Source organism: Aldersonia kunmingensis (genome assembly GCF_001646865.1).
In the GTDB taxonomy this organism is placed as follows: domain Bacteria; phylum Actinomycetota; class Actinomycetes; order Mycobacteriales; family Mycobacteriaceae; genus Aldersonia; species Aldersonia kunmingensis.
The window spans coordinates 1-21,089 of record NZ_LRRB01000084.1 but is presented as its reverse complement, the minus strand read 5'-3'; the positions used below and the strand labels follow the sequence as shown (position 1 = coordinate 21,089).

Sequence of the window (21,089 nt, the reverse complement as noted above, 5' to 3'; positions counted from 1 at the left end):
AAAAACCATGGGGTCCAGCGCACAAACCGTCGAACGTCAGAATCTGACGGACCTGTTGCACACCCTCACACGAGTGTGCAACACGTTGGCCGACTGCGGTATCCCGTTCGCTGTGGCGGGCGGCTTCGCGGCATACGCGCGCGGCGGACCCGCCACCGACCATGACGTGGACGTCTTCCTGAAACCGTCCGATGTCGGGCGCGCCTCGTCGGCCTTGGTGGCGATCGGGATGCGGGCCGCCCATCCACCCGAGGACTGGCTGACGAAGGTGTATGACGGTGACCTGCTCGTCGACCTCATTTTCCGGCCCAACTTCCGCGGCGTCACGGACGCGATGTTCGAGCGCGCCGCCTGGATGCGCATCGGTCCTACGTCCGCGCTCGTGATCAGCGGCACAGACCTGTTGATCGACAAACTCCTGGTCCTCGACGCCCATCGACTCGACCTCGGGCCGTTGCTGCACATCGCCAGGGATCTGCGGGAACAGGTCGACTGGGACGAGGTTCGCACTGCCACATCTGCGTCGCCGTACGCGCGGGCGTTCCTGCACCTGCTCGACGACCTCGCTATCACGAGAGGAGGAATCGTGGATCCCATGCAATCCGATGAAGTCCTGCCGCAATATCTTGTCGCGCATATCCGTCGGGCATTTGCCGAAGACCCGCGCACCGCGGAACTCGGGGTTCGAGTGAGCGTGCGCGGCGACGTGGTCTATCTGAGCGGCGAGGTGTCGTCGGCTGATTGCAAGCATCAGCTCGAGGCGATTGTCCTCGAACAGTTGCCGTCGGTTCGGTTCCAAAACGACGTACACATCGTCGACTGCCGAGAGCCGACCGAGGCGGAGGAGTTGACCTGATATGCGCATCGCGGCGGTCGGCGATGTTCATCTCGCCGAGGATGCGCGCGGCGCACTCCGCCCCGCGCTCGAGAATCTGCCCGAACATGCCGATGTCCTCCTGCTCGCAGGCGACCTGACCAGGCACGGCACGCTCGACGAAGCCCGCGTGGTCGCCGACGAGTTCGCCGACCTTGCTGTGCCGGTGATCGGCGTGCTCGGCAATCACGACCATCACAGCAACCAGCAGGACGAGATCATCGACCTCCTGACCGATCGTGGCCTGATCATGCTCGAGGGCACGTCGACGACAATCGATATCGGCGGCGAAACACTGGGCGTGGCCGGTGTAAAGGGCTTCGGCGGTGGCTTCGCGGGCAAGTGCGCCAGCATGTTCGGCGAACAACTCATGAAAGATTTCGTCGGGCACACCGTGGAGATATCCGAACAGCTCCGAAAGTCTTTGGCGCAGTTGGATACCGATGTTCGAGTCGCCCTCATGCACTTTTCGCCTGTGACGGACACCCTGCATGGTGAGCCGCCCGAGATATATCCGTTCCTCGGCTCGTACCTGCTCGGTGAGCCGATCGACGAACACCACGTTGATCTTGCGGTGCACGGCCACGCGCACGCCGGTCATGAGCGCGGCACCACTCCGGGTGGGGTGCGGGTCCGAAATGTGGCGCAGCCCGTCATCCGCGCCGCATACGCCGTCTACGAATTGCACCCGGCGACGCCTGTGGCCGCCGCCGCCACCTGACCGACACAAACAGGGCCGGCCCCGCATCTGCGAGGCCGGTCCTGCGGTCGGCACATCGCGCCGACCCCTCATTGCGTCGGCGCGTTGCTTACCGCTGTTGAGACTTCTGCCGTTCCTCGTCGGCCTTCGCTTCGACGCGCGCCTTCTCGGCTTCGGCTTCCTTCTGCGCGACCTCGCGCTGAGATTCCGCCTTGTCCTGCTGGGCGCGACCTTCGCGGGCCAGATCGTCTTGACCAGTGATGGCACCGACGGCTTCCTTCACCTTGCCCTTGGCGCCCTCGACGACGCCCTTGATGCCTTCGCTGGGGCCACTCTTCTCGTCTGCCACTGTGTTCCCTTTCGTGGTGGACCGGTTGTGCCTTACGCCCATCGGCTACCCGGGGTTCCTCGGGACAAACACCCCGTGGCCGGATTTCACGTGCCGTTCAGAAAGGTCGGGCGGCTGCACCAAGCCCCGCCTCCTTGCACTCGTGAGCCTTCGTTGAGTACCCGGGCCGAACTGGTCAAACGCACCGTTTGGCAATGACGCCGACGGGTAAGCCGGAGGAGAGAGTCGGCGACGACCAACGGGAAGGCATGACTTAAATGGCACAGAACGGTTCGGACAACGCCAAGCAGGCCCAATTGGACGGCGCCCGGGTCGTCCGTGACGAGGGATATCTGACCACGCAGCAGGGGGTGCGGGTCGACCACACCGACGACTCCCTCACCGTCGGCGAACGAGGGCCGACCCTGCTGGAGGACTTTCACGCCCGCGAGAAGATCACCCACTTCGACCACGAACGGATTCCGGAGCGCGTGGTGCACGCTCGCGGCGCCGGTGCGTACGGCTATTTCGAGCCTTACGACGATTCGCTAGCCGAGTTCACCGCGGCGAAGTTCCTGACCACGCCCGGCAAGCAGACCCCGGTCTTCGTCCGCTTCTCCACCGTCGCCGGTTCACGAGGTTCGGCGGACACGGTGCGCGATGTGCGCGGATTCGCGACCAAGTTCTATACCGACGAGGGGAACTACGACCTGGTCGGCAACAACATGCCGGTCTTCTTCATCCAGGACGGCATCAAGTTCCCCGATTTCGTGCACGCGGTGAAACCAGAGCCGCACAACGAGATTCCGCAGGCGGCCTCGGCCCACGACACTCTCTGGGACTTCGTCTCACTGCAGCCGGAAACCCTGCACGCGATCATGTGGCTGATGTCCGATCGTGCATTGCCGCGCAGCTACCGGATGATGCAGGGCTTCGGCGTGCATACCTTCCGGCTCGTAACCGCCGACGGCAAGGGAACTTTCGTGAAGTTCCACTGGACGCCGAAGCTCGGTGTGCACTCGCTGCTGTGGGACGAATGCCAGAAGGTGGCAGGCAACGATCCCGACTTCAACCGGCGCGATCTGTGGGAAACCATCGAGGCCGGCGACTACCCGGAGTGGGAACTCGGCGTACAGCTCGTTCCCGAAGAGAACGAATTCGATTTCGACTTCGACTTGCTCGACGCCACCAAGATCATTCCGGAGGAGCAGGTTCCGGTACGGCCGGTGGGCAAGATGGTACTGAACCGAAATCCGGACAACTTCTTCGCCGAGACCGAGCAGGTCGCCTTCCATACCGCGAATGTTGTGCCCGGTATCGACTTCACCAACGACCCGCTGCTGCAGTTCCGCAACTTCTCCTACCTCGATACGCAGCTGATCCGGCTCGGTGGGCCCAACTTTGCTCAGCTGCCGGTCAATCGGCCGGTCGCGGATGTGCACACCAACCAGTACGACGGCTACAGCCAGCAGCGGATCCACCAGGGCCGGACGAGTTACCACAAGAACTCGCTCGGGGGTGGCTGTCCCGCAATCGCCGACGAGGGGGTGTTCCGCCACTACACCCAACGGGTTGATGGCGAGACGATCCGCAAGCGCAGTGAAAGCTTCAAGAACTACTACAGCCAGCCGGCCTTGTTCTGGCGCAGCATGTCCGAGGTGGAAGCCGAGCACATCGTGGCTGCCTTCGCTTTCGAGCTCGGCAAGGTCGAGACTGTTGAGATCCGCAGTGCCGTTCTCGCCCAACTCAATCGGGTGGACCGCGATCTCACCGAGCGCGTCGCGGAACACCTCGGATTGCCCGTTCCGGACGCGGAGCCGACGCCGGAGACGACGACATCTGCCGCCCTGTCGCAGTTGAACCTCGCCACCGACGGCATCGCGACCCGCAAGGTCGCGGTGCTCGCCGCCGATGGCGTCGACGTCAAGGGTGTCGAGGCGGTCCGTTCGGCCTTGACCACGCGCGGCGCGATCGTCGAAATCCTTGCGCCGCACGGCGGGACGATCACGGGAGGCTCCGGCGGCGAACTCGCGGTCGACCGGGTGCTGAACACGATGGCCTCGGTCCTCTACGACGCGGTGATCGTCCCGTGTGGACCGGATTCGGTTCCGACGCTGTCCTCCGATGGGTACGCGGTGCATTTCGTCGCGGAGGCGTACAAGCACGCGAAGGCCGTCGGTGCGTTCGGTAAGGGATTGGATCTACTGCGGACCGCAGGCGTCGCCGAGCAGCTCGCCGACGACACCGATGTCACGGAGAGCAATGGCGTCGTCACCAGCACCGCCGCGCAGGACGATCTTTCGGACGCGTTCGTCGAGGAGTTCGCGAAATCACTCGCCCAGCACCGGGCCTGGGCGCGCAAGACGGACGCTGTTCCAGCGTGAGAAGGCACCAACCATGAAGATCGCCATGGTCTCCGAGCACGCGAGCCCGCTGACCATGCTTGATGGCGTACGCGAGGACGGCCGGACCATCCACGTGGCCGCACTGGCCGGCGCGCTGACAGCGGCCGGCGATGAGGTCACTGTTTACACCCGGCGTACCGACCCGCAGGTTCCCGAGTCCGTCATGGCGTCGGCCGGATACTCCGTCGTACATGTCTCCGCGGGACCACCCGAACCGGTGCTCGAGCAGGAAGTACTCGTGTACCTCGGCGAATTCGCGGAGCGATTGGAGGACCGCTGGCAAGGGGATCGGCCCGACGTTGCGCACGCGCACTACTGGACGTCCGGTGTTGCAACGCAATTGGCGGCACGCCGGGCCGCAGTGCCGGTGCTGCAGACCTTCCATTCCCTCGGCGTGGTGGACCGCCGCTACCGCGGTGACGACGACGGGCTCGTAGCCCGAATCCGGCTCGAGCGGCTCATCGCCCGCAGCGCTGCGCGGGTTATCGCAACGTGTTCGGAGGAGGTGAGCGAACTCGCCGAAATGGGACTGCCCCGATCCCACACGACGGTTGTGCCGTGCGGGGTCGACATCGACCTGTTCACACCGACACATCAGGACGACCCCGATGGGCGGCCGTGGCAGCTGCTCAGTGTCGGAAAAATGCTGCCGCTCAGTGGTTTCGATATCGCGATCGCCGCGTTGACCAGGTTGCCGAACGCCGAACTGACCATCGCGGGTGGCCCTCCAGAGGGTGACCCCACTTCCGACCCCGAGTTGCATCGGCTCCGCGAGGTTGCTGCGTCACTGGGTGTGGACACCCGGGTTCGGTTCCTCGGCCAGGTGCCGCATGGGCACATGCCCGCCGTGTATGCCCGCGCGGACGTCGTGGTCTGCACATCGTGGTACGAATCGTGCGGCATGGTGCCACTCGAAGCGATGGGATGCGGTCGCCCCGTGATCGCCACTGCCGTCGGCGGCATGCTCGACACGGTCGTGCACGGCGTGACCGGATGCCTCATCCCACCGAAGGATCCCAATGCCCTTGCCGGTGCGGTGCGGGCCATGTTCGCCGACCGCGGTCATCGCACCGCCTGGGGTATCGCCGGGCATGACCGCGCCGTCTCCCGCTACACCTGGGACCGGATCGCGTCGGGCACAAGACTGGTCTACGAGGACGTCCTCGGCGCAGGGATGCCGAGCGCGCTGCGCTGAATCCGTATGTCGCCCTATTGGAGTGAACGGAAGCGTTCACTCCGTCCAACGCAACAAATCTTCCGTTCACGGTCCGTTCACGGCAGAAGCCCAGAATCCCTAGTCCTGAAATAGGAAGTGCCCCGGTGGCTCTCCCTTCCACCGGGGCACATCACTTGCGACGTGCGGGCGCAGGCCCATTTCGTCGCAGGTCTCCTCATGCGCCGCTAGGCGCGGGGCTGATCAGGCCCAGGACAGCGCGTTCTTGTCTTCGGTGCTCTGCATATCGACGGTGCCGTTCTCGACGACCTTCGCGATCGTGTTCAGCACCTGGATGATGTCGTCATGAGCGCTGTCCCACTGGGCCTGCACCTGCAGGTAGCCCTCGCGGGCCTTGCCGTCTTCCCAAGAACTCGCGAGATTCGAGACGTAGCTCTTGAGCTCGTCGTGGGTTTCGATGAGCTTGCCGGCGTTGGAGTGAATGTCGGAGGCGAGCGCCAGCATTTCGGCGAAGTTGTACTTCATTGATTGCTCCTGGTGTGTGGTCGCCGGTGTAGGTCAGAGGATGGTGGTGATATCCAGCGCGCCCGACGCGCCGGCCTGCGAGATGGCGTCCTGGTTCGCCTGCTCCGCGGCGTCGTAGCCCTTGCCGTTGGCGCGGATCTGCGATGCGATGGTGTCCAGCGACGTGTGCAGCCGCTTGGATGCCTCCTCGTAGCGGACCATCAGGTTCTGGAACTGGGTCGCGGCGCCGCCCTCCCAGTTGCCCGCGGAACCCTCGCAGCGAGCCTTCAGGCCGCGGATCGTGGCGTCCAGCTGACCATTGACGGTCTCGACGTGGCTCGCCGCAGCTTCCATCGCGGCGACATCGGTAGTGACTCCCACCCTTGACTCCTCATCATTCCGGTGTCGACGGCCAGCCCAGGACGTCGCCTTTTCGTACCTACATCTGTTTGGACGGATCACCCTGCCCGTTCGGTTCCCCTGAATTCGCGGAAGTTTTTCGGTGTACCCCCACCGCCGTGGCGTGTTGCCGCATGCGCTGCCGATTTTGTCACCGAACGGGCAAAGCAAGTGCCTAGAGCGGCGGCATCCAGGCCAGCTGAACGAGGTCGGTTCCGTTCCGGCTGACGTAGGTGCCGCGCCCAGGCGGCATCGCGCTGGCCCGCACGTTGCCGATCAGCGCACCTTCTTCGCGGCTGCCACTCATCACGATGCCCGGCGTCACCAGATCCCGCATGCGGGCGATCACCGGCTCGTACAGCGCGCGCGCCGCACCACCCGAGCGACGAGCGACGATCAGGTGGAAACCGAGATCCTTCGCGTGCGGAAGGTACTCGACGAGCGGTGCCAGCGGATTGCCCGTCGATGTCGCGACCAGGTCGTAGTCGTCGACGACAAAGAACACATCCGGACCGGCCCACCAGGACCGCTCGCGGAGCTGACGCTGGTCCACATCCGGACCGGGCATGCGCTGCTGCAGCGTTGCGACGAGCGCCCCGACGATCTCTGTGAGCGCCGCGGCCGAGCTGACATACCTGAGCAGGTGGTTGGTCTCGATCGCGCCGAGCATCGTGCGCCGATAGTCGGCGATGATCAGCCGAGCCTGTGCATCCGTGTTCGAGGAGATGATCCCCTCGCAGATACTGCGCAGCAGCGTGGATTTGCCGCACTCGGTGTCACCGAAGATGAGCAGGTGTGGCTGTTCGTCGAAGTTCAGATAGATCGGCGCCAGCTCGGATTCGTTGAGCCCCACAGGAATTTGCATGCACTTGCGGGTGCGGTCCACCCAGGACGGCCACGACCGCGTCGCCGCGATCATCTGCTCGCGGCTGAGCTGATCCGGCAGCATACGGACCTGCGGTGCCTGCACTCCCCGGTCCCGTGCGGCTATTGCCGCGACCGCCGCGTGAACACCGTTGGCCAGCGTCGCCGGGCTGCCGTCACTGTCGAGGCGCGGCAACGCGGTGAGCAGGTGCAGGCCCTCCTTGGTGATACCGCGACCGGGCCGTCCCTCCGGCACCAGCATCGCGAACTTGCGTCCGAGATCGGAGTCCGACGGATCGCCAAGGCGCAACTCGATGCGCGTTCCAAGCTGATCCTTCAGCGCCGGGCGCACTTCACCCCATCGCGCGGCAGCGAGCACGACGTGCACGCCGTAGGAAAGGCCTTGCACCGCAAGGTTGGTGATGATCTGCTCGAGCGCCTCGAAGTCCTGGCGGATGCTGCCGTAACCATCGATCACCAGGAACACATCACCGAACGGATCGTCGGAGATGGCTGTATGCTCGCCCGCCTCGTCCCGCTCGGCACGCAGCCGCCGGAAATCGGCCATGGATTCGATACCCAACCGCCGGAATGCTTCCTCGCGGTGCCTCACGAGCGTGGTCATCTCGGCGATGGTGCGGCGCACCCGGTCGATGTCGAGTCGGCTGGCGACCGATCCCACATGCGGCAGTCCCGCGAGACCAGCGAGCGTGCCACCACCGAAATCGAGGCAGTAGAACTGCGCCTGCAGCGGCGAATGTGTCGCGGCCAGCGACATGATCAGCGAGCGCAGCGCGGTCGACTTACCCGACTGTGGGCCACCGACGATGGCCACATTTCCCTTCGCGCCGGACAGATCCACGAACATCGGGTCGCGCCGCTGGTCGTACGGCCGGTCGATCAGCCCGATCGGAGCACGCAATGTGGCCAAGCCGGAACGGAACTCGGTCAGCGCTGCGGCGGGCACCAATTGGTCGACCGTCGGCGGCACGTCGAGCGGGTCGAGCCAGATCTGGTGCGCCGGACGGCCGTGGCCGCGGATCCTGTCGACGAGCACCTGCAGAGTCGAAGCGCCATTGCCCTCCGGCTCCGGGTCCGGGCTGACCACGGCATTGGAAACCGCCACCGGCAGTCGATCCATCGCGACCGCATGCGCAGTGAACTCCCGTGCCCGCGCGTCGACCTCGGACTCGCCGATACGCGACACGTTCCGGACGCGCACACCGACGTACGGACCGGATACGTAGGAGGCCTGGAACCGCTGGATCTGCGAGGCGTCGGACTTCAGGTAGCCGGCACCGGGGCTCGCCGGCAGATGGTACGCATCCGGCACACCCAGCACAGCACGCGATTCGTTGGCGGAGAAGGACTTCAGACCGATCCGGTAGGACAGATGGCTGTCCAGACCACGCAGCTTGCCTTCGTCCAGTCGCTGGCTGGCCAGCAGCAGATGCATCTGCAGCGACCGGCCGAGGCGACCGATGGCGACGAAAAGTTCGGCGAACTCGGGCTGCTGCGTGAGCAGTTCGGAGAACTCGTCGATCACCACGAACAGCGCGGGCAGCGGGTCGAGTTCGGCCCCGGCCGCGCGTGCCTTCTCGTAGTCGCCGACGTTCGCGAAGTTGCCCGAGGCGCGCAGCAGTTCCTGGCGCCGGTTCATCTCGCCGGCGAGCGCGTCCCGCATGCGGTCGACGAGCGCGGCTTCCTCTTCGAGGTTGGTGATGACGGCCGAAACGTGCGGGGCGGTGTCGAGCCCGAGGAAGGTCGCGCCACCCTTGAAGTCGACCAGGACGAAGTTCAGCTGGTCCGGCGAGTGCGTGGCGAGCATGCCGAGCACGAGCGTCCGCAGGAACTCCGACTTGCCCGAACCCGTTGCGCCGATGCACAACCCGTGCGGGCCCATCCCGTTCTCGGCGGCTTCCTTGATGTCCAGTTCGACGGGCACGCCGTCGGGGCCGAGACCGATCGGCACTCGCAACCGCTCCCGGCCGTGCCTCGGGCGCCAAGCACTCTCCGGATTGAACGAGCCGACATCACCAGCGCCGACCATGTTGGCCCAGTTCGAGAGGTCTTCGCCGGAATCGATGACGCGTTCCTCGGCGTGCGCTGCGGCGACCCGGAAGGGCGCGAGGCGGCGCGCAAGCTGCTGCGCTTCCTGGAGACTCATCGCATCGGCCCGCGCGATCCGCTCGAGGCCGGCGGCGCTGCGTGCGAACAGATCGCCGTTCTCGATCACCAGCGGCAGCCCACGGGCGGTGAGCCGCGGCGCGTAACCGCACAGGTCGAACATCGTCACGGAATCCACACCACCGGCGCTGACGAGGTCCCCCTCGCCGTCGGTGTCCAGAATGCCGCCGTCCACGATCACGACGAGTTGCGCGATGCCGGCCTGGGCGGGTGCGGTGCGCGCGAACTTGTTGCGGGTCAAAAGCTGTCCGCGCATTGCCGAGTCGAGTTCGATGATCGACCCGTAGAACATCCGTTCGGAGCCGACACCGTCCTGGGCCTCGGGGTGCTGCGCGTGCGGCAGCCACTTCGTCCACTCCCACTGGTCAGCAGTGTCAGGGCCGCACACGATGGCGACCTGAAGCTGATCGGGCCCGTGGAACATGCACATCTGCGCGAGCATCGAGCGGACCAGCGCCCGAGCGCCCGAGCGGTCGCCGTCGAAGCCGATCGCGGCGAACCCGCGCAGCGACACCGCGAGCGGCATCTCGACCACGGAGTGCGCGCGCACGAACCGACGCAACGCCACAGCCGCAACGGGTTCGAGCTCCTCGACCGGCCCGGTCTCCGGCGCGATCAGGCGGGTGGCGAGTCCCTGCGGACCGACACCGATCCGCACATGGCAGTAGTCGGGGTCGCCGACGCGCCGCTCCCACATCCGGCGTGTGCCGACCAGTGTCCAGATCGGTCCCGGCGACGGATGACTCCAGCTCAACGCGGTGTGCTGACGATCCCGGGTGTCGTGAACGTCGTCGCGCAGCTGGTCGAGATAGCGCAGATAATCCTTGCGGTCTTCGTTCGCCTCGGCCGCGCGCGGTGTTCCGCTGCGCCCCTGGCCGGTGAACATGCCGACCATCGAGAACAGCATCATCGCCGGAAACATCAGGCTCATCGGGTTCGCGCCGAAGCCACCGGAGGTGAACAGCATCGCCATCATGCCGATCATCGCAACGACCATCACGACCGGAAGTAGCTTGGTCAGAAGGTTTCCCGGTACGACACGCGGGATCTCGGGTGGCGGCTGCAGCGTCACTTCGCCGCCGGGTGTGCGCGGCATTTCACGGCGCGCACGGCGCTGGAATCGCACAGTACTCATGCGAGAACTCCCCCCATAGATCTTCCCCGGCGCGCCAATCTACCCTGCGGATCCGACGGGATCAGCACTGCTCGGACTCGGGTGGATTCGCCGCTCGGGCGACAACAGCAGGCGGGATCAGCCCGATGCGACGGTCAGGCTCCGTACGACCCGCTCGCACGCTCCGATAACCAACGCCCAATCAGCGGCCGGGTATTGACATCCGACGCTGACCTGCATTTCCTGCTCGACCACGACATGCCAACGCACCTCGGACCCTGGGCTCGGCGTCTCCCGGTACGACAGTCCCGGTCGGCCACCGAACACCACGTCGCGTTGCAGATCGGCAAAAGGTCCGCCGGAGCCGCGCGCGGCGATCTTGTCCGCCAGAGCCGAGGCGACCTCGTCGTAGCCGAGGCCCGGGTCGATCTCGTTCTGGATCACGATGATTCGCGCCGCAGCACCGCCGGGCGGGGCGAGCTCGAGCCGGCCCGGCCGCTGCGGATCCGGCGGCCGAGGCGACCAAGACGGTGGAACGACGAAACGCACGCGGCCATTCACCTGAGTCACTTCGGAAGGCTGCGCCGGTCCCAAGGTCGAAACCGTCGTTGCCTCTGCTGCGGCGGCCGGTTGGCGCGGCCCATTCGCCTGCCACCACCACACTCCCGTGGAAATGCCTACGACCAGCAGTGCTGCCAACGCCACCGCAGTACCGCGCCCGACCAAACCGACCTGCCGGTGCGGAAGCACCGCTGGGATCTCATCCGTCGAGGGCGGGCAGACCTGAGTGGGGTGCAGCACCCGCGATCGGCCGATGCGTGGAAGCGCCTTCGCAAGGCTCACCAGGAACGGCTCGAGCGTTGCCGGATCTGCCTCGGCGACAACGAGAATCTCCTCGACCGCGCGACCGGCCCCAATGGCTTCTACCAACCCGGCCAGCGCCGCGATGGCCTCGAGCCCGCGGTCGGGATCGAGCAGATCCTCGGCACCGAGGGCAGGCTCGCGCTCGCAGGCGACAATGCGCACCTCATCGCCTGCGGGCGCCACGCAGGTCACCGTGGCCGCGTGCCGCTCCAACTCGACCACCACGACCCTCGGCCCGTGCACAGTGGCCCCGGCGACCGCGCTCGCCGCGGCCAACGCGATCGGGGTCAATTCGACACGCGCGCCACCTGCCGCCAACTCTGCGGCGAGGCGATCACGGCGGGGGGCGGCCCAGTGCGAGGGAAAGCTTGCAGATATCCGCGCCCCGGCAAGCCGCCCAGCGAGTTCGTTCAGGCCGGCGCCGGACACGATGTCGACTGTGACGCCGTCCCGTCGGACCCACCCGAAGACCCCGTCCGCGGTGACGCAAAGGGCAGCGGCTGTCATCGCGACGACGCCCGAGGACCGGGGTGCGCACCGCGCCAGCGGATTCGGACCGCGCTCACCCGAGGCTCCCCCTGAATTAGACGTTCCAGGCGGCCCAATCTACCCTGTCGAACCTCCGTGGCATTGCGGCGCGGTAGTGCCGTAGAGTTGCGACGATTTTTCGCTGCCGGGCACGGGTCAGGGGGCCCGTGGCGGGAGGAACGCTGGGGGGAAGCAGTGACGCACGCGAGCCTGTCGGTATCGGAGCACTCGGCGCGGGCCGGGGTGCGCGCACCCGAACTGTGTCGGCTGACCATCGTCGCCCAACACACGCAGGTCGATCTTGCGCTACCGGCCGAGGTGCCGGTTGCGCTTTTGATCCCCGGCATCGTCGATCTCGTTGCTGCGCACGGCCGCACAAATGAGTTCGATCACGCGGTCGAGCAGAGTGAGCCGTCCGAGTGGGTACTCGCGCGGGTCGGCCAGTCACCGCTCTCGGCCACACTGAGCCTGAGTGAGCACGGCGTGCGCGACGGCGAACTGCTCATGCTGGAGAGCGCGCAGCATGGCGCGCCGCAACCCTTGTTCGATGACATCATGTACAGCGTCGCCGCGGCCGGTGCCGAGAGTAACCGGCAGTGGACGCCCGACTCCGCCCGGCTCATGGGTTCGGTTTCCGCGGTCTTCGCCACGCTGGCTGGATGTTTCGCCCTGCTGTGGGACGCACGCGCCGCAGACGACCTGCTCGGCGCGATCTGTGCGCTCGTGTTGACGGTGCTGTTCGTGGCCGGCGGATCGGTGGTCGGCCGCGTCTATCAGGACACCAGAAGCGCCCTGGTCCTCGGTGGCTGTGCACTTCCGACCGCGGTGACCGGTGGCTTCCTGCTGGTGCCCGACGATGTTTCCTGGGCACACGCGCTGATGGGCACCGCGCTCGCAGGAGCGATGGCCGTGACCGCGCTACGCATGAGCAACGCGGGCCTGCGGCTTTTCACCGCCGCGACAACCATTGCGGTACTGCTTATTCCGGCCGAACTCGTCGGCACCCTGTCCGACCAACCGGTGCAGGCTATCGCCGCGGTGCTCGCCGGAGTCGCGCTCGCCGCCATCGCGGGCGCGCCGCGCATCTCGATGATGCTGGCGAGCCTGCCGCTCCCCGGCGTCCCGTCACCGGGCAGCGAAGCCACCACCGATGACGACGATGCCGCCGCCCTGTCTTTCCTCGAGTTGCGCGAACGCGCCGCCGCCGCGCGGCGGTCCATGTCCGGGATCATCATCGGGGCGACGATCGTGAGCGCGGCCGCGGCCATCACCGCCGCGGCGACCGGCGGGAGTGGGATCGACTGGCCTGCAACCACACTCGCAGCGACCTGCGCCGCGGTCCTGATGTTCCGGGGACGCACCTATGCCGCCGCCGAGCAGGCGTTCACCCTGATCGCGGGCGGTCTCACTGTGATCCTCGGCCTGCTGATCGACGCGAGCCTCACCGCCGGATACCCGCTGGCCGTGTTCGGCGTCGCGGTGGTCGGCGCTCTTCTCGCCCTCGTGCTCGGCATCATCGCACCGAACCAGACCTTCTCCCCACCGCTGCGTCGCGCAGCTGAACTTGCCGAATATGCCTGCGTCGCAGCAGTCGTACCGCTGGTGTGCTGGGTAGCGGAGCTCTACTCGCTCGTCCGCGGGCTGTGAACCTCGCCCGCCGGGCAGCGCGCCTGGCCACGGCCTCATCCATCGTCCTGATGTGTTCCGCGCTCGGCGCGCCCGGCGCGCTGGCTGCGGGCCCACCGATCGTGGATCCTGGCCGCCTGCCTGCCGACGGTCGGCCGGCGCCACCGGACCGCACCGAACAGAAGACCATCTGCTTCGGCACGTCACGCACCGATTCGACCGCTTCCGCAGGGCATCGCGATCTCGACGTCACCTCGGCATGGGCATTCGGCAAGGGCGCCGGGCAGACTGTTGCCGTCATTGATACCGGCGTCGCGCGCCATCCGCGGTTGCCCGGACTGATCGGTGGTGGCGACTACATCAGCGACACGGACGGCACCGACGATTGCGACGTGCACGGCACGGTCGTCGCGGGAATCATTGCCGCGAGCGAGGACGGCAGCAGCGGTTTCGCCGGCGTCGCCCCGCAGGCCAGAATCATCAGCCTGCGCCAGTCGAGCAGCCATTGGCAGGTCGCCGGGCGGTCCAAGCAGCAGCAACCGGAGGACGTCGCCGACGGGTACGGCAATACGAGCACCCTGGCCTCTGCGGTCCGCCATGCGGCCGACATGGGAGCGTCCGTCATCAACATCTCCGAGGTGGCGTGCTCGAGCACGGCGATGAACGACGCGTCGCTCGGTGCCGCCGTCGAATACGCCTCGGTTCGCAAGAATGTCGTGGTGGTCGCCTCCGCGGGCAATCTCGATCGGTGCCAGGCTGGCAATCCCGCACCCGATCCGCTCAATCCGGGTGCGAACCCGTGGGATCGCGTAACGACGATCGTCTCCCCCGGCTGGTACGACAACTATGTGCTCACTGTGGGTTCTGTCGACGCGAACGGCGCGCCGTCACAGTTCACCGTGCCGGGGCCATGGGTCGATGTGGCCGCGCCCGGCGAGAACATCGTCTCGCTCGACCCGCGCAGCACCGGGCTGACCAACGCGAAGGTCGATGACAAGGGCGGGTCGGAGTCGTTCGCAGGCACCAGTTTCGCCGCGCCGTTCGTCGCGGGGACAGCGGCGCTCGTAAGAGCGCGGTTCCCCGAACTGACCGCTCGCGAGGTGATGTCGCGCATCGAGGCGACCGCGCACGCACCCGCCGAGGGCTGGAATCCATCCGTGGGCTTCGGCGTGATCGATCCGTACGCGGCCGTGACCGCCGATGTTTCGGGCGTACAACTGTCGAAGCAGCCGAGCCGGTCCGCGTCGGTGGCAATGCAGATTCCGCCCGAGCCTCTTCCGCCCGATCACCGCGGGCGCAACACCGCACTCATCGGCACCCTCGTCGTTACCGCACTTCTCGTCGTAGGCGTGTTGGCATCGTTCCCGATGCGACGCCGGATGCGGCCGGCAAAGCCGGCCACACCGACCGGGCGCCACGCCGCCTAGCTTCGAATCAGCCTGCCGCCGCATCTGATCCGTCGCCACGGCGGCAGCAGACTCGACTCGTGGGCGCAGCCGAAGCGGCTCAGCGCGTCGAGGACGACGTCAACGCAGCAGGCGCGGAATCCGGTTCCACACCGTCGTGTGCCACCATCGCCTCGCTGCGGCCAAGCGCCGGACCGGGGGCCAGCAGGCCAACGATCTGCCATGGCGCAGGCTCCGGGCGAACCTCCATACCGAGTAGCTTCGCTGCTTCGGCATTGGCGATGCCGTAGCGAACTCCGGTGTCGGACACGAAGAACAGCGAGTCCTTGCGCTCGCTCGTCGGCGTGATCCCCGTGGTCTGCAGATACGCCCCGGAGCCCGGCGCGAAGTACGCCCGGTCGGCCTTCGTGCCCGAGCCGTCGGCCTGGGCGAGTTGGACGAGCTTGGCCTTGTCGGCGATCGGCAGCCCACGCCCGGCGAGGACCGAGACCTCGGCGTGCACAACGCCGCTCGCGGATTCCACGTTGTCGGACTCACCCGTGATCGGCGACCACGACAGGCAGCCGACCGGCTTGTCCCGCGGGTTGACCACGGTAGGAACGCTTTGCGGGAATCCGGACACGTCGAGTTCATCGACGATCGGCACCTTGTTGAGCACGTCGGGTGCCAGCTTGGTTACTTCGGTCGTGCCCTGCGAGTCGGCCGCCCGAATGATGTCGCCGGTCGCAGCACTGATCAGCTGCAGGCCATCGCGCAGCACAACGAAGTGGGAGACCGTACCCCCGCGCGAGATCTGCACGACGGATCCGACACGCAGGTTCGAAACCGGATACGAGGGAATACTTCCCGTGCCCTGGATCCGCGGCACGGCGATGGCTGGAACTTCGGGAATGGCATTGAGCAGACCTGCGCTTGCCGGGCGGGGATCCACACCTTCGAGTCCAAGTGCGGCGGTCACCGCGCGGTCATCGAGATCGATCTCGGCGCGGCGGCCCTCGAAAACCAGGAACGTCTCGGCGCCCGACTCCAGGAGCAGCGCCTCGCCGGTCTGCAGCGGCGCTGCGCGTTCACCGCTGCTGTCCAGGCTGCCGATCACAACGGAGTTGCTGGCGGTGGAACCACCGTCCGTCGAGACCGTGTCGCACACGGTCCAGGTCCGCCCGGTTCCCTTGGCATCGAACGGAAGTGCGGATGGTGCGCCCGGGATGCCGACGAGCGGACCACGCGGACGGGCCGCGATGGCCGAGTCCTTGACCATGGACGGCTTTGCGGCCTCGCCAACCGCGAGCCGTGCCGAGGCGAGGTTCATCACCGGATGGACGGTGTCGCCTAGCACGACGAACATCGCGCCGGAATCCTTGCCAACGAGAATCTTGTTGTCTCCGATGCGATCCTGCGGCTTCAGCAGCGCGAGGACGCCACACGCGGCGAGCCCGAGACAGGCCAGGATGACGCCGACGGTCAATGCCCGCGACTGTGCGCGCATCGGATCGTGCAGCATCCGGACGTCGCGACGAACCAGCGCATGCTCCATCCGGCGCACAAGAAATCGGTATCCACTGACTTGCCATCGCGAAGTCGGCTGTGCTGGCATTGTTCCTCCCCCGGGTCAGCACGCACTCGGCAAACGAGCGTACAGTGTCCGCGCATTACGGTTGAACGGGCCGTTTCGCCGGAAGCGGCGGCCGGCCAACCGATCGGGGGGAAGTTCGAATGCGGGATCGCCGTGTGGATCAGCCACGCCCACGCCGATGGAATCGGCCGCGCTCACGCCGATGGAATCGGCCGCGCTCACTGTGGGATCGAATCACCGGAACCGACGTACTCGCCGCACAGGTGCTCGCCGTCATGCTGGGCATCGCTGCCGTAGCGTGCGGCGTGGATGTGCCTATCGCGGTTGCGGCCACAGCGGTTGTCGCGCTCGCACTGCTCATCCCGGTGGCGAGGCACTCCCCGTTCGGCTGGCTGCGCATCGTTCGGCGCTACCGCGACGCCGGCGAGTATCCGCTTGGCCAGACCGTGGATTTCCGTTCACCCGATGGCCGTTCGCTCGGTCTGTACTGGGACGGCAGCCGAGTGGTCGCCGTCGTCGAGGTGCTCGCGCCTGTCGGCGGGCTCACCTCGATCTCGCGGGCGGATTTCGACGCCACCCACCTGCTCCCACTCGCGGACCTCGCCCGCAACCTGTGCCAGCACGACATCGAACTCGCCGGAATCGACATCGTGAGCCACGGCTACCGGAGTCGGTCGGGCACGCCTGCGGGCGCTGTCTACGAGGGGCTGATCGGGCCGCTGCCGGCGACCGCGGTCCGAACTGTCTGGCTGGCAATCTGTTTCGATGCGCTCGCGTGTCCCGATGCGGTTGAGCGACGCGGTGGCGGGTCCGACGGGGCAGGCCGCTCGACCACCATCGCAACCCGGCGCATCGTGCGAGCACTCGACGAAGTTGGTTGCCGCTCACGAGTTCTCACCGCGCCGGAAATCCGGGACGCGGTGCTGCAGATCACCGGTGGCGCCGATCCGCGACGCCTCATGCAGACCTGGCGTTTCGCCCAACTCGGCGAGACCGTGAACATCGGCTCGGCTATCGCACCCAAGGCCCTGAACGCTGAGACGCTGGCGCGGCTCTGGGTGGCGCCCTCGCGCGCGACCACCACCGTGGTTCGGCTGCGCCCGGGTACCACGCCGGAGTCCGTATCGGTCGGTGCGGCATGGCGATTGACGTCGAGGGAACTGCCGGAGGCTGCGGGGATCACTGGCACGGTCACGATGAGCGGCCGGCACCGCGATGCGGTCCTCGCGCATCTGCCGCTCGCGGTTGCCGACCTCGAGGATCTGATTCCGCGAACCGAACTGAGCCTCGACGATCTCGACGACCTGCGACTCCCGACGGCCGGCTGCGGTCAGCTGATCGGCTCCGATGGGCAGGGCAACGGCATCGCGACGCGATTGGTCGGCACCGGCGTCTCGACGGTGTACCTCGCCGGCGAGTTGTACCTAGCGCAGCAGGTCGTGTTCCGCGCGCTTGCGATCGGTTCCCGCGTGCTCGTTCGCACCGATCGGCCGCACGATTGGGAGGCCATGTTCCACGCGGTCGGGAGCCCCGACAAGTTTCTCGTCGTCACCGAATCCCAGTACTCCGATGCAGGTTTCAACGCGACCCTGATCGACGGCGTGGTCGCCCCACCCCCGCGCGCGGGCGTCACCACGATGTACCTGACCTCGGATCCGTCGCTGTGGCCGGCGCGTCGCGCCGACGTCTCGCTGCATCAGCCCGGCGCGGCCGGGAGCCGGGTCCTACTCGAAAGCGGCAGCAAGGGAATCGAACTCAGCCTCGTCTCGATTCCGCGCGAGACAGCGTTCATCGGCCGACCGCGCACGCCGCGACCGCCCGCCTACGCGGGGTCCTACCCCGGATAGGGGTTGGTGGCCCGGGCATCGCGCAGCACGTGGCCCCACCACGCGAGCTGCCCGAGCATCCGCGCAGAAGCGTCGATCGCCGCGCCGTCGCTCGTCTCGCCGTCCTCGTCGAAGCGCTTGCGGGCGCGGTGGAAGCTGACCTGCTCGCGCACCGCGACCATGTGCACCTCGGCGACGACCTGGCGCAACTGCTCTGTAGCGCGCAACCCGCCCGATAGCCCGCCATAGGAGACGAAGCCGATCGGTTTCGCGCGCCATTCGTACTTCGCGCTGTCGATCGCGGTTTTCAGCGCTCCCGAGTAGCCATGGTTGTACTCGGAGCTGACCACCGCAAAGGCGTCGGCTGCGGCAAGCCGCTCCCGGAATGCTGTGGTCTGCGCGTTCTCGCTGAGATCGTCGGGCAACCTCGCATCGACCAAGTCGAGCACCCGGACATCGAAGCGCCCGTCCTCCTGCGCCCGGCGTACGAACCAGTTCGCGACGACCGGCGCGAACCGGCCCTCGCGGACGCTTCCGACGATCACTTCCAACCGCAGTGGTTCTTGCGATTCCGGCACGTTCACGAAGGTAGCCGATCACCCATGGCACTAATACTCGGTATCGAGTACTCTGAGTCGAGTATTAGGAGGGTTCATGGCCGGTCGCTCGCGGACCGCGCGTTCCAATCCACTCGCGCTCGCCGTTCTCGTACTTCTGTATGAGCGGCCGATGCACCCGTATCAGATGTCGCAGACGCTGCGGGAACGCGGGAAGCAGGATTCCGTCCGGCTCAACTTCGGGTCGCTGTATTCGGTGGTGGAATCGCTGGTCCGTCAGGAGTTGATCGAGGCCACCGGCACAGAACAAGAGGGCAACCGGCCGGCCCGCACCGTGTACGACCTGACCGAGGCGGGGGCCCAGGAGGCCCGGGAGTGGATGCGTGACCTGGTCGGTACGCCGGTCAAGGAGTATCCGCAGTTCATGGCGGCGTTGTCGTTCATCGCAGTGCTATCCCCCACCGAGGCAACGGAACTACTGCACGCCCGCGCCGAGCACATCGGGAAGCGGCTCGCCGAACTGAACGACCAGCTCGCCGAGGTGACAACCTGGCTGCCGGAACTGTTTGTCATCGAGAGCCGGTACGAGGCAGCGATGGCGCAGGCCGAGCTGGCATTCACCGAGCAGCTCGCGCAGCGCATCGAAACCGGGTCCCTGGCGGGCACTGCGACGTGGCAGAAGCTGCACGACCGAATCGCGGAGACGGGCGCACACCGGCTATCCGATGCCGAACTCGAGTTCATCGCCGACGGAATGGGGGTGCCGACCCAGCGAGGACAGTGACACAGGTCCACATTCAGCAATGGCCCGGGTGCGCCAACACCCGAGCCATCACCGGATCCGAACCGACCGACGCGCGGAGCGCCGATACGCTTCGTCTGCAAACTCAGGGTATCGCCTGCGTGTCTCGGTCGGCTCGATCCGCCAACCCGAAGGACATGCAATGACGTCCATCGATTCGTCCTCCCCCGCCGCGGTGGAGGTCGTCGACCTGACCAAGACCTACTCGGTAGGCCGCAAGCGCAGCCCGGTCGTCGCGCTCGACCGGCTCGCGTTCACGATTCCGGAAGGCACGGTGTACGGGCTGCTCGGCCCCAACGGTGCCGGGAAATCCACCACCACGAAGATCTGCACAACGCTGGCCAGCGCCACCTCGGGCACGGCAAGGGTCGCCGGATTCGACGTGCGAACCCACGCCGACCAGGTGCGCCGGCGGATCGGCTACGTCTCGCAGGGCACCGGCGCCGATCCGCGCCAGACCCCGCGAGAGAACCTCGTGCTCTCTGCCCGCCTGCGCGGCATCGGCCGCATCGACGCCGGCCGTCGCGCAGATGCACTGCTCGCGCAGTTCGATCTCGCCGACGCCGCCGAGCGCAAGATCACCGCACTCTCCGGCGGTATGCGACGCAAGCTCGATGTCGCCATAGCACTGGTGCATTCGCCGTCGGTACTGTTCCTCGATGAGCCGACGACCGGCCTCGACCCCGAATCGCGCGCCCAGATGTGGGCCGAGATCCGGCGCCTCGCCGCGGAACGCTCGATCACGGTCGTGCTCACCACGCACTACCTCGACGAGGCCGACGAACTCGCCGACCGGCTGGTGATCGTGGATCACGGGCGAGCCATTGTGGAGGGCACACCCGACGAGCTCAAGTCACGCCTCGACGGCGACACCCTCACTGTCGAACTGGTGTCGCCGGACGTGAACCGGGTTCGTTGGATCGCCGAATCGCTTGGTGCACTTCGACATATCGTCATCGACGCGCACGGAACCTCGGGCAAGTTGATCGCCCGCGCGGACGATCCACCCCCAATCATCGGGCAGGTCATCTCAGCGTTCGACCAAGCCGGGATCGCGTTCGGCGCGGTATCGGTGTCACGCCCCTCGCTCGATGACGTCTACCTGCACTACGCCGGCCGGGCCTACCGCGCCGGCGATGCGGCCGAGCAGGGTGCGGAGGTGGCTGCCTAATGTTTTTGTCAAGCGGCAGTAACGGATGCTCGGTAGTCGGCCCGGTAGGGCTGGCGAGTGCGCAGCAGTGCGTGCAGGACGTTGATGCGGCGTCTCGCCAATGCAATGAGGGCTTGGTGATGTCGTTTGCCTTCGGCGCGTTTTCGGGCGTAGAAGGCTTTGCTGGCCGGGTCGGAGCGGATCGCGG

16 protein-coding genes and 1 pseudogene are annotated in these 21,089 nt (G+C 66.7%); 9 read left to right on the top strand and 8 right to left on the bottom strand.

Features of this window, described 5'->3' with window-relative positions:
* The first annotated feature begins 7 nt into the window (after window positions 1–7).
* Window positions 8–856 (top strand): BON domain-containing protein, encoded by an 849-nt coding sequence (locus tag A8G08_RS06390; protein WP_068271671.1) that lies wholly within the window; start codon window positions 8–10, stop codon window positions 854–856.
* A 1-nt stretch (window position 857) separates the two neighbouring features.
* Window positions 858–1,595, top strand: coding sequence for a metallophosphoesterase family protein (locus A8G08_RS06385; RefSeq protein WP_068271669.1), 738 nt, complete (start codon window positions 858–860; stop codon window positions 1,593–1,595).
* Between the two features lie 88 nt (window positions 1,596–1,683).
* On the opposite strand, the gene mbp1 is transcribed toward A8G08_RS06385, so the two are convergent.
* Entirely contained in the window at window positions 1,684–1,923 is a 240-nt protein-coding gene (gene mbp1, locus A8G08_RS06380) for a microaggregate-binding protein 1 (RefSeq protein ID WP_068271667.1), read from the bottom strand.
* Window positions 1,924–2,180: 257 nt separating this feature from the next.
* Between mbp1 and A8G08_RS06375 the strand changes: the two genes are divergently transcribed.
* Window positions 2,181–4,286 (top strand): catalase, encoded by a 2,106-nt coding sequence (locus A8G08_RS06375; RefSeq protein WP_068271664.1) that lies wholly within the window; start codon window positions 2,181–2,183, stop codon window positions 4,284–4,286.
* 13 nt (window positions 4,287–4,299) lie between these two features.
* The gene (locus A8G08_RS06370) at window positions 4,300–5,502 is read left to right on the top strand and encodes a glycosyltransferase (protein ID WP_068271663.1); all 1,203 of its coding nucleotides are present in this window, start codon (window positions 4,300–4,302) and stop codon (window positions 5,500–5,502) included.
* 222 nt (window positions 5,503–5,724) lie between these two features.
* Here the strand turns inward: A8G08_RS06370 and A8G08_RS06365 are convergent, their stop codons facing one another.
* The 4 genes from A8G08_RS06365 to A8G08_RS06350 form a co-directional block, all read right to left on the bottom strand.
* Window positions 5,725–6,006, bottom strand: a complete 282-nt coding sequence (locus A8G08_RS06365) for a WXG100 family type VII secretion target (protein WP_068271662.1) — start codon at window positions 6,004–6,006, stop codon at window positions 5,725–5,727.
* 33 nt (window positions 6,007–6,039) lie between these two features.
* Window positions 6,040–6,366, bottom strand: coding sequence for a WXG100 family type VII secretion target (locus A8G08_RS06360; protein WP_245672696.1), 327 nt, complete (start codon window positions 6,364–6,366; stop codon window positions 6,040–6,042).
* Window positions 6,367–6,559: 193 nt separating this feature from the next.
* Window positions 6,560–10,570 (bottom strand): type VII secretion protein EccCa, encoded by a 4,011-nt coding sequence (gene eccCa, locus A8G08_RS06355; protein WP_068271661.1) that lies wholly within the window; start codon window positions 10,568–10,570, stop codon window positions 6,560–6,562.
* A gap of 117 nt (window positions 10,571–10,687) precedes the next feature.
* Window positions 10,688–11,920 (bottom strand): type VII secretion-associated protein, encoded by a 1,233-nt coding sequence (locus tag A8G08_RS06350; RefSeq protein WP_068271658.1) that lies wholly within the window; start codon window positions 11,918–11,920, stop codon window positions 10,688–10,690.
* Between the two features lie 216 nt (window positions 11,921–12,136).
* Between A8G08_RS06350 and eccD the strand changes: the two genes are divergently transcribed.
* Together eccD and mycP are read left to right on the top strand one after the other, a co-directional pair.
* Window positions 12,137–13,588, top strand: a complete 1,452-nt coding sequence (gene eccD / locus A8G08_RS06345) for a type VII secretion integral membrane protein EccD (RefSeq protein WP_068271652.1) — start codon at window positions 12,137–12,139, stop codon at window positions 13,586–13,588.
* A gap of 50 nt (window positions 13,589–13,638) precedes the next feature.
* A complete protein-coding gene (gene mycP, locus A8G08_RS06340; protein ID WP_068271715.1) occupies window positions 13,639–14,994 on the top strand; it encodes a type VII secretion-associated serine protease mycosin in 1,356 nt (451 codons plus the stop codon).
* A gap of 79 nt (window positions 14,995–15,073) precedes the next feature.
* Here mycP and eccB read toward each other — a convergent pair whose 3' ends face one another.
* Window positions 15,074–16,567, bottom strand: coding sequence for a type VII secretion protein EccB (gene eccB / locus A8G08_RS06335; protein WP_068271650.1), 1,494 nt, complete (start codon window positions 16,565–16,567; stop codon window positions 15,074–15,076).
* Window positions 16,568–16,686: 119 nt separating this feature from the next.
* On the opposite strand from eccB, the gene eccE reads away from it, so the two are divergent.
* Entirely contained in the window at window positions 16,687–18,393 is a 1,707-nt protein-coding gene (gene eccE, locus A8G08_RS06330) for a type VII secretion protein EccE (RefSeq protein ID WP_068271648.1), read from the top strand.
* Here the strand turns inward: eccE and A8G08_RS06325 are convergent.
* Window positions 18,381–18,950 carry an NADPH-dependent FMN reductase gene (locus A8G08_RS06325; RefSeq protein ID WP_068271713.1) on the bottom strand — a complete coding sequence of 190 codons (570 nt, stop codon included), beginning with the start codon at window positions 18,948–18,950 and terminating at the stop codon, window positions 18,381–18,383. The two genes, eccE and A8G08_RS06325, sit on opposite strands and share 13 nt — an antisense overlap.
* A 76-nt stretch (window positions 18,951–19,026) precedes the next feature.
* Here A8G08_RS06325 and A8G08_RS06320 point away from each other — a divergent pair, with 76 nt between their 5' ends.
* Both A8G08_RS06320 and A8G08_RS06315 read left to right on the top strand, forming a co-directional pair.
* A complete protein-coding gene (locus A8G08_RS06320; RefSeq protein ID WP_068271647.1) occupies window positions 19,027–19,713 on the top strand; it encodes a PadR family transcriptional regulator in 687 nt (228 codons plus the stop codon).
* A 160-nt stretch (window positions 19,714–19,873) separates the two neighbouring features.
* Entirely contained in the window at window positions 19,874–20,902 is a 1,029-nt protein-coding gene (locus tag A8G08_RS06315; protein ID WP_068271646.1) for an ABC transporter ATP-binding protein, read from the top strand.
* Between the two features lie 8 nt (window positions 20,903–20,910).
* On the opposite strand, the pseudogene A8G08_RS27025 reads toward A8G08_RS06315, so the two are convergent.
* Window positions 20,911–21,089, bottom strand: a pseudogene (locus A8G08_RS27025) (IS110 family transposase); the annotation flags it as partial.